The organism is Lactiplantibacillus sp. C232, assembly GCF_023806725.1.
GTDB classification, from domain to species: domain Bacteria; phylum Bacillota; class Bacilli; order Lactobacillales; family Lactobacillaceae; genus Lactiplantibacillus; species Lactiplantibacillus plantarum.
The window spans coordinates 1-8,223 of the sequence record NZ_JAMSKZ010000030.1; the positions used below are offsets into that span (position 1 = coordinate 1).

The window sequence follows — 8,223 nt, forward strand, 5'->3', positions numbered from 1 at the left end:
ATAGGTTATACTAGACAAAAGATCAGCTCCTAAAAGATGGGTTTGTGGTAAACACCATTTTAAAGGAAGCTGATCTTTTTTGTCCGAACAGCGTTCGGATTAATTTTACAATCTACCCACCAGAATAATCTGTGGGACAGTCCCAGCCCTCACCCTTTAGCTTGGCAGCTACAGATTGTTCAAATTTATCTTCCGCTATTTAACTAGTCTTCTTTTCTTTTTTAGTTGTAACTATTTACCAAAACGCCACCACTTTTTAGGTTTAGGTTGTGACTCCGGGGTGCTATTTTCAGGTTCCGGTTGTTTGTCTGACGTCACTTCTTTTTCACTATTATCATGCGGTGCCATCGTTAAGGCTTTCAAGTCCTTAATTTCTGCCTTGTATTCTTCGAGCAGTTGTTTGTCCTGTAAGGCCAATCTTTGTTGCTGATCTAGTAACTTATGTAACTCTTTCTTTTCAGATTGAAATTCTGATACTAAATTTCGAAGGAATTTCACTTCATCTTGTCCATCAACCGCATCTTTTTTGTTGTCGTCAACATCATCTTTTTGTTGACGGTATCTTGTTGATGAATCGTTTGAGAACATTGCTTTAATAGCTTTTTGCCCATCAACATCAACGTAAACAGTATTGCCTTTTGTTGATGTAAATTGACGTAAATCGATTGACGCATCTCTTTTTATCTTTTGCCATATAGCCTGCTTTGAAACGCCCAATTCATCAGCAAGTTCTCTAATAGTTTTAGGCATGATTTCCAAACCCCTTTCGGAGTTCAGCAAGTGCTTCTTGTCTTGCTTGATCTCTTATTTTTTTATCGTGCTCGGCCTGTTTATCAGCCAATGCTTGTTTCTCAGTAGAGCCTAAAGTTAACCCCTTAACCTTGTCAATGGCGCGCCATTTTTCCTGCTCTGTTAATTCACCATTATGCTGAATATTAAAAAGCTTTTGACGCTCATCTTGTAATTGGCCTTGTGAGAAATCATTGGCATCTTTCTTTTCTGGTTTCCAGGTAAACGAATAGCCAATAACTGGTTTCCCACGCCCTTTACCATATTTTTTTCTAACCGTTAATCCTCTAAACAAAGGAGTTAATTCTTCTTTAATGGGTTTTATAACAAATTTATCGACGTTAGAGGGACTATTCCAGTAACTTTTGGGCATATCTAGTAATTCAAAAAAGTCTTCTTTAGAAAAATAAGCATATCCAGTGGTTCTGAACTGTTTTAGTAACCGAAACATTGTTTTTGCGTAACTACTTTTTAAATCTCTAAACTCTGCCAACGCATAACGAACCCAACTTTCAAGCTTGTTTAAAAGGGGTAAAGCACGTTCATAAACTTTTACGTCTACATAAGGTTCTTCTGCATCTCCATCAATTTTAAATTCTGTAAACAAAACAAAAAACTCTCGAGTTAATCCACTTTTACTTCGTCTACCAAAATGTAATCCCATCATTTTTTCATAAGTTCTCTGAATGTCATCTTCAAAACGGTTATTTGCAGTAGGTTTATAAGCACTTAGCTCTTTTAATTGATCAAAAGTAAAACGAATGGTCTGATCACTCTTATCACGCATACGAGAAATAATCGAAAAAAATAAATTCATTTCAACTGGAGTAAATTTTCGAAGTGGAATGGTATTTAACTCTGGATCATATTTAATAATTTCATTTCCCATGCTGTACCTCCTAATGATTACAAATTAATTTTAGATTATGTTTATCAAGTAGTCAACTTTATAGTTCTACTTGATAAACAGACAAAACCTACTTGATAAACAGACAAAACCTACTTGATAAACAGACAAAACCTACTTGATAAACAGACAAAACCTACTTGATAAACTTCTATAAGCCTTGGGAGAGTAAGGTTCAAGAGGGGTCTAAAAGAGGTTTAAAAGAGGTTTATAAAAGAGGTATATAAGAGGCACCACTGTACGAGATCAAGACCTAAAATCAAAAACACAAAGGAGTGAGCCAAAAACCGGCTCACATTAAACTCCATTCGCTACGCTCTTTGCGCCTCACTTCGTTCGTTGCCTAAAAAGGTGTGGCAAGCCACATTTATACGGGCGCTGACGCCCCGCACCCCGTCAAGCTGAACCAGCTTGACCGTTTTTCACTCGCCGTTAGGCAGGAAAGCAAAGTTTTATAGAAACTTTGGCTTTCGCCAATTCAGTGTTAAGACTGGTTTAGAGCTGTCAATTCCTTATGCTCCCACGCTTTGCTCGTCCGCTACCATTGACAGCAAACAGTTAGCTTTTCTAAAACATAATAAGAATTTAACTGCTATGTCCCTTTTAAGGCCTTTATTTTCAATTCTCAGCAGTTTTAAGCATATTTACATATAATTTATGCCAAAACAAAATAAAAAGCCCTCAGTGAGCTTTTAGAGGGCTAAATTACAAATCCTGGTCGATTAATAATATCTTCTTGTCTTTTTTGCAAAATGTAAGTGTACAAGGAATTATACAAATTCTGTTTGATCTCATCAGGTTCATGAACAAAAGCTTCAAACAATTCTTGAATATCAACTTGCCAAGGATCAGCAAGCATTTCATCAATTGGCTTTAATACTTTTTTTCGTCCATCTGAGTTACTCCTAACATTAGCTAATTATTTCAGGTTTAAATTAAAGGCATCTTTTTATAGTTAGTTATTCAAAGATGGTAATTAAGTTTAGAAAGAAAAACGGTGTAAAGCAATTAAAAAGATTTGTTTAGCGCAGCGAAATCTAATACAACTTTTTTTAGTATAAGCACAATCAACTTTAGTTGTTGTGTGTAAGTGCGCATTGAACTAAAAAACAACCTTTATTTCAATGATCAAGTTAGCTATTTTTTAGCGTCATTAAACGGAATGAAATGAGTTCAATGCGCACTTACACATAGAAAATCTATGTGAGTCCGCAAACTGAGCAAATCTCGGTCAAGGCTCGGTCAAGGCGCACTTACACTCCACCAAAATTTAGTAGAGATTTTGTGCTTAAAATCTGTCTCAGAAGTTGCCTTCGGCAACAACTAAAAAATAACCAATTCTAACCAAAATCAATTTGGTCTAACATAGTTTCGGTACTTGCTTGGTCCAAGCCTAAATAAGCTAAAGTCATCGCTTCACTTGAATGATTTAATAAGTACATAACCAAACCAATATTATAATTAGATTGCGTATAAACTCGATAAGCTCCAGTCTTGCGCATCGTATGGGTACCAAGGTAATTAATACTTAAAAGATCGCCAACTTTGCTCATGATTTTGTAGAACTGTTTTTCTGTGATATGTCGTTCGGGGTGTTGAATGGAAGGAAAGAGCCATTCAGATTGTAACTGATTATCAAGCAGCCATTGACGATACAACAAAAGGTCTGTTTGAACCGGTTTAAGATACAAGGTATTAGGTTTACCAGTTTTTTTATCATGAATAAACGCATTTTGTTTAATGGAACCGTTCGGATTAAAAATATTGGTCTGTTTTAAGCACATAACGTCACTGACTCTTAGTAGCGTAGCTTTACCAACTTGAAAAATTGTATAGTTACGACGGCCAGCTTTAAAATTATTGAGTAACGTATCTTGAACTTCTTTGAGAACATTTGAATCTTTGATGGGTAGGACAACTTGTTGCATAGTCTTTTCTCCTTTTCTTGAGATATTAAAGCAGTTATGTTATTATTTTTTGTAAGGAAAAAGTAAGGAGATGATATTGTGAGTGCAGGTAATGTAACTAAGGTTAGCTCAAAGATCACAAGTAAAAATCAGATTACAATTCCTAAAACAGTACGTGAACTGTTAAAGGTTCGGTCTACTGATACAATTGAATGGCAGATTGAACCAAATGGTAAAGTAATGATTGTTCGTAGTAAACCGGATCTATGGCAACTTGTTGATGAACAAGAAAAAAAGTTTGGAAATCTCAGTACAACAGAAGTTGATTGGGGTAAAGATGTGGAAAGCGAAGACTTTGATTAATGAAATTAAAACAAGGCGCTATTTTATGGATTAATTTAGATCCGGCTAAAGGCACTGAAACTAAGAAAAAGCGACCGTGTTTAGTTGTAAGCAACGATCACTATAATCGCTATTTTAATACGGTGCTAGTTGTGCCAATCAGTACCTCTGACAAATATCGTACCCAAGAAAAGTATGCTAAATCGCCGTTATTTATCAGGATAGATAACGGGAAAATTCACGGGACAGCGTTATTGCAACATGTCCGTGCTGTCGATCCAACAAAACGATCAGATGGCGAAGTTGTGTCCACTTTATCTCGGCAAGAAATTAGTTCAATTAGTACAAAGGTCCAACAATTTTTCTAAAAAGCAGATGTTATTTATTGATAAAAACAAAGAATAACCCCCAATATCTACATTATAGATATTGGGGGTTATTTTAACAATGTTTTCAAGGGGCTATTTGGTAGAAATGGGCCCTTAAAAATATATAGCTTACTTGATCTTCCCATTTTCCTGGAAGATCTTTTTTGTTCGAAAATAATCCGACAAAAATTTGTTTTCTTGTTTTTCTGTGCTAAAATTAAGCCGTCTACTCGAACGTGTGTTCGAATATTGAGCAAATAATTTTTAAGGAGGTTGAATCAGAAACTGCTTACTCATTTGATAGCTTGTTCGTTGTAGGCGCTTATGGTTGCTAAACAACACAGAAAGGATGATTTATGTATGGATGAAATGGTAAAAGAAACACAAGTCTGGCTCAACAAAACTTACGGTAAAGTTTCTGGCTTTGGTAAAGTACCCGAGGACGGTAATACTGGTTGGAACACAGTTTATGGGTTAACTAGAGCCCTGCAACACGAATTAGGTATCACAGATCTAGTTGATAATTTTGGCCCTTCAACTGCCGCTAAATGGGATACTCAATTTGCTAATAAAGTTAAAACTGGCTTTAAGCACAATGTTGTTAAAATAATCCAAGGTGGCTTTTGGTGTAAGGGTATCAACCCTGAAGACTTTACCGGAGAATTTACTACTAACACGGCTGCTGCTGTCGTTGAATTAAAAAAAGACGCCGGTATCAAAGACACCAGCGCCAATGTAAACTCGGATATTATGAAAGCCTTGTTGACAATGAGCGCGTTTGTTTTAGTTCCTGGTGGGGACGCTAAAATCCGTTCAATGCAACAACAGCTTAATCATGATTATCAAGCTTACACTGGTATTTTACCATGTGATGGAATTTATCAAAGGGATACGAACACTGCTTTGATTTATGCTTTGCAGTCAGTGGAAGGTATGGATACTGGAACTGCTAATGGTTATTATGGTCCTGGTACGATCAATAAAACACCAACTGTTAATTCTGGCGCAACTGGGGCAATCGTTAAAATTATTCAATATGGTCTTTACGTTAATGGTTTCTATTCAGGCGCCTTCAATGGCCAATTTACACAAAATGTTGCCGACGGTATAGTTTCCTTTAGAAAATTCATGAAGTTGCCTCCTTATACTTCAACTGCTGACCTAACTGTGATCAAAGGCTTATTAACTAGTAATGGTAACACTAACCGATCTTCAGATGGTGTCGACATGGCTACTCAAATCACATCAGCTGCTACGGCTAAATCACTGAAAGCAGCTGGCTATAACATTATCGGCCGTTATTTGACAGGAAGCGTCGGGACTGGTGCTGATAAACGAGATAAAAATTTGACTAACACTGAAGTTAAACTGCTATTAGATGCTAACCTTAAGATTTTTCCGATTTACGAAGATGGAGGTTATGAAGAAAGTTATTTTAATAGCAAGCAAGGTTTCGCAGACGCTTCTATTGCCGTTAATACTGCACGTCAGCTTGGCCTACCAAGTGGGACAGTTATCTATTTTGCCGTTGATGTTGATATTCAAGATGGAAACATGAGTAGTACGGTTGTCCCCTATTTCGAGGGTATTACTGGTATTATAGGATCAACTGAATATAAAGCAGGTATTTATGGAACACGCAATGCGTGCTTGCATGTAAACCACTTAGTTAAGTATAGTTTTGTTGCTGATATGTCTTCTGGATGGAGCGGAAATTTAGGGTTCAAAATGCCTGAAAATTGGAGCTTTGATCAATTCAATGAATTTACTGGAGCTTCAACAGGGATTGATATGGATCAAGTTGCTGTCTCTGGTAAAGATAACGGAGTTTCTAAAGTTACCAAAGTTAATATAAATCCTAACGCTGCTTTCTTTACCCAACTGCAACAAGTAGAAGACCAGGCATATAGTTATATCAGCGGTGAAAGCTCTTCAACACCTGCTGAACAACTTGTTACCCAATTTTATAGACAATTTTCCTATTCTTCACCAAGTTGGGCACCCTTGGCCGGTGGATTAAATACTAGCTGGTTAGCATTCGCAAACTCAGCATTACATGTTTCAAAAGAAAGTGACTTCGAAACTCTTTATGATAGTACTACTGGCATAAAAATTGGCTTACCACACATGATGGCTTCTTTAAACGCACTTTTATTTTGGGGAGAACCACAGTCAGCCTCAGGAATTCAGGACCTTGGGGGCTGGTGTGGAGATCTTTTAACAAGTATAGAAGATGCTCATCTTAACCAGAAAAAATACGGCTCTTTTTATGAATCAATTACTGCATATGTAGGTAATAAAGGGCAATTTGGAAGGGAAGATTTGGTTGACGATTTGGATGCACTTAACGTTTACAGTACAATCCATTCGCAAAACAACCAAACTATATCCAAAATTATTAAAACTTATTACACCGGTAATGAAAGCTCCGTTCGCTTTAATTCTTACCTAAGTAATCGTTTTGATGATGACCTTGATTCACTACAGAACGACACATATACTCTTTTAAAAGGTGGTACAGGTTCATGGGGTGCAGCTTATAAAACCGCTTTATTGGCTTTTAAAAAGTTTAAATTACAAAAATATCCTTCTTATACTGACAGTGAAGCAAAAGACGCCGCTAAAGCTTTTCGCAAGTTAATTGAACAAAACGCATAGAAAGTAATAAGCAAAATGATAAACTATATATATTAGTTTATCATTTTACTTATTTTAGTTTTTTACTTTTATCTAAAAAATAGAAAGAGGTGCTAAATCAGCCTTGTACTCATGGTTAATCGTAATATTAGTTGTTTTTTTTCTCATAACAATTGATTTTTTATATTTATGTGACCATATAAATGATACTATCATTGAAAATGGCTATTTTAAAAACATTCTTACAATTATTATTTCAATTTTATCTAGTTGGTTCATCTCCAAATATTTGGGCCCTTTTTTTCTAAATTTCACTTCAGAAGTTGGAGTTACCAATTCATTCGGCTTTATATTAATAATTGTTGCATTAATAGGCTTTTCACTCCTATTCAACGCTGCAAGGCATGACATTGTAACTAGGAAAAAAACTGTACAGCAGGCTCAAAAAAAATACTTCAGACACAATCAAGTCCTAACTTTTTCTATGGTTCATTACGTAATCGGAATAAGTAGTGTTGTAATAGTTAATAGCATTGTATATTTACCAATCTTCCTCGACTTTTTAATTCCGATTCCCAAAAGTTACCCTGGTAACGTTGAAAAAATTGAACTCCAAGAATTCATTACTTTTATTATTACTCTTGTAATGCCTTTTTTAATCATAGTTTTTACCCCCTTTTCTTTGAAAAAATTACTCTCCCATTTCAATAAATAGGGTCCATTATCTAGTATAGACCCTATATATTCATAGCCCCTTTCTGTTTGGTGTTAAAGTATTAGTCATCGATGTCATGCACTATCTTGTTTAGCTCCGTTTTGATGGAACTGGAAATATTTTCTAAATTGAAATGATTATATATTTCTTTATCCTTAAGCATCCTTTTTTGTGCCTTATTTAATTTACACTCATTGTTACCCACTACCCATTCATCCTTTCTACGTATAAAGGGGTTTGCGCACTTTCCTTTAACGCGTTTTGAACATCTTCATAAGGTAAATAAAATTCAATTGTAGATTAATTTTACAATCTTCCATATAACGTCTCCATCTTTTCAAAACGACTTAATTCTACGGGCTATAAATAACTTAATTTGCCAGTGTATAACGTTTCAGATTAAGCTACCACTAAGTTATAATAACCATATCGAAAGGAGACCAATCTAATGAAATATACGAAAACCAAAGCAGTATTAAATCAACTCGTTGCCGATTTGAGCCAGATGTCAATGATTATCCATCAGACGCATTGGTACATGCGTGGACCCAACTTTTT

The 8,223-nt window shown here is 35.7% G+C and carries 6 protein-coding genes and 2 pseudogenes; 4 read left to right on the forward strand and 4 right to left on the reverse strand.

Features of this window, described 5'->3' with window-relative positions; translation table 11 throughout:
* Nucleotides 1-231: 231 nt before the first annotated feature.
* The 4 genes and pseudogenes from MZO41_RS16150 to MZO41_RS16160 all read right to left on the reverse strand — a co-directional run bounded on the left by MZO41_RS16150 (nucleotide 232) and on the right by MZO41_RS16160 (nucleotide 3,624).
* Nucleotides 232-750, reverse strand: coding sequence for a helix-turn-helix domain-containing protein (locus MZO41_RS16150; RefSeq protein ID WP_001748066.1), 519 nt, complete (start codon nucleotides 748-750; stop codon nucleotides 232-234).
* Nucleotides 743-1,678, reverse strand: a complete 936-nt coding sequence (locus MZO41_RS16155) for a replication initiation protein (protein WP_001748065.1) — start codon at nucleotides 1,676-1,678, stop codon at nucleotides 743-745. Before MZO41_RS16155 ends, MZO41_RS16150 begins: the two co-directional genes overlap by 8 nt.
* A 718-nt stretch (nucleotides 1,679-2,396) precedes the next feature.
* Nucleotides 2,397-2,608: pseudogene (locus MZO41_RS17025) on the reverse strand (hypothetical protein).
* 428 nt (nucleotides 2,609-3,036) lie between these two features.
* The gene (locus MZO41_RS16160; protein WP_001748063.1) at nucleotides 3,037-3,624 is read right to left on the reverse strand and encodes a site-specific integrase; all 588 of its coding nucleotides are present in this window, start codon (nucleotides 3,622-3,624) and stop codon (nucleotides 3,037-3,039) included.
* A gap of 78 nt (nucleotides 3,625-3,702) precedes the next feature.
* Between MZO41_RS16160 and MZO41_RS16165 the strand changes: the two genes are divergently transcribed.
* The 4 genes and pseudogenes from MZO41_RS16165 to MZO41_RS16180 form a co-directional block, all read left to right on the forward strand.
* Complete coding sequence (locus tag MZO41_RS16165; RefSeq protein WP_001748062.1) at nucleotides 3,703-3,966, forward strand: type II toxin-antitoxin system PrlF family antitoxin; 264 nt, start codon at nucleotides 3,703-3,705, stop codon at nucleotides 3,964-3,966.
* Nucleotides 3,966-4,313, forward strand: coding sequence for a type II toxin-antitoxin system PemK/MazF family toxin (locus tag MZO41_RS16170; RefSeq protein ID WP_001748061.1), 348 nt, complete (start codon nucleotides 3,966-3,968; stop codon nucleotides 4,311-4,313). The genes MZO41_RS16165 and MZO41_RS16170 overlap by 1 nt, the downstream gene beginning before the upstream one ends.
* Nucleotides 4,314-4,673: 360 nt before the next feature.
* A complete protein-coding gene (locus MZO41_RS16175; protein WP_014271901.1) occupies nucleotides 4,674-6,971 on the forward strand; it encodes a glycoside hydrolase domain-containing protein in 2,298 nt (765 codons plus the stop codon).
* A 1,142-nt stretch (nucleotides 6,972-8,113) separates the two neighbouring features.
* Nucleotides 8,114-8,223, forward strand: a pseudogene (locus MZO41_RS16180) (DNA starvation/stationary phase protection protein); the annotation flags it as partial.